2 protein-coding genes are annotated in these 1,383 nt (G+C 45.0%); both read left to right on the forward strand.

The window, feature by feature from the left end:
• The coding region (locus Xbed_RS18620) for an IS1 family transposase (protein WP_244182564.1) at window positions 1–190 on the forward strand (190 nt) is incomplete at its 5' end.
• Window positions 191–209: 19 nt separating this feature from the next.
• Window positions 210–1,247 (forward strand): IS630 family transposase, encoded by a 1,038-nt coding sequence (locus Xbed_RS18625; protein WP_139837548.1) that lies wholly within the window; start codon window positions 210–212, stop codon window positions 1,245–1,247.
• The last annotated feature ends 136 nt before the right edge of the window (window positions 1,248–1,383 follow it).

The following is a 1,383-nucleotide window of genomic DNA, read 5'->3' on the forward strand; positions in this document are numbered from 1 at the left end:
AGTCGAGCCAGAAAAGCATTTGGTGGGAAAAATTTTGACCCAACGTATCGAGCGGCATAATCTCAATTTGCGTATCCATATCAAACGGCTGGCAAGAAGAACCCTTTGTTATTCACGCTCAATAGAAATTCATGAAAAACTCATTGGGACATATATCGAAAAACATCATTATAACGCTTTGGAGTCATGACCAGATCATGATCGTGCCCATGAAAATTACGTTGACAGATGCCCAAAAAAAAGCCCTTGAATTGATGCATGATATCACTCGTGATGGACGCGTTCGTGACCGCATCAAGGCCGTGCTTTTGGCATCAGAAGGCTGGACTGCCCAGATGATTGCCCAGGCTTTACGTATTCATGAAAGTACGGTGAGTCGCCATCTGAAAGACGACTTTTCTGAAGAGAAACTTGCCCCTGAAAATGGCGGCTCTGAAAGCCGTTTATCCGCAGAACAAACGACTGAATTAGTCGAGTACCTGACGGTAAATTTGATGCACACAACCGTGCAAATTGTTGCCTATGTCTGGGCGCGCTGGCAGGTGACTTTCACGGTGGCCGGGATGACCAAATGGCTTCACCGCCAAGGGTTCAGCTACAAAAAACCCATGGGAACGCCTCATAAATTCGATGTGAATAAACAGCAACAATTTATTGAGACCTACACGGCACTAAAAGAAGCCCGTGGCCAACAAGAACCGATTTTGTTTATCGATGCCGTGCACCCTACCCAGTCCACCAAATTAAGTTACGGCTGGATGAAGCGCGGAAGGAAGCAGGTCAAGGTGGTCGAAACCACAGGCAGCCGTACCCTTCTCAACATCATGGGTGCACTCAATTTGCAACGGACTGAAGAGACTATTATTTGTGAATATCCGACGATTAATGCGAAAAATGTCGTCCTTTTTTTCGGCTCAATCCGGGAAACTTATCCGCTTTCACAAAAAATTCATCTCATTCTGGATGGAGCGGGTTACCACCGCTCTGAACTCGTTCAATTTTTTGCCGAAGTCCTGAATATTGAGTTGCATTACCTGCCGCCTTACAGCCCTAATCTCAACCCCATTGAGCGATTATGGAAGTACGCGAATGAGCAGGTGCGAAACAATGTCTATTTCCCGAATGCAAAAACATTCCGTGAAACACTTTATCATTTTTTTCATGTCATATTGCCAGAAAAAGCACAGGAACTGACTACCCGGCTGACGGATAATTTCCAAACTTTAATTCCAGCATCTTCAAGTTAATTGCGTTAGATAGAAAACTTCTTCACTGCAACTTAACTAACCCGAATTCCGGATAAGGAATTGACGAAGTGCCTGTTCCAAGAGCAAAGTTTTGGTGCACACCAAAAACCGCTCTGGGGAGGAACAGGCAATGAAC

Origin of the sequence: Xenorhabdus beddingii, assembly GCF_002127545.1 — a bacterium.
In the GTDB taxonomy this organism is placed as follows: domain Bacteria; phylum Pseudomonadota; class Gammaproteobacteria; order Enterobacterales; family Enterobacteriaceae; genus Xenorhabdus; species Xenorhabdus beddingii.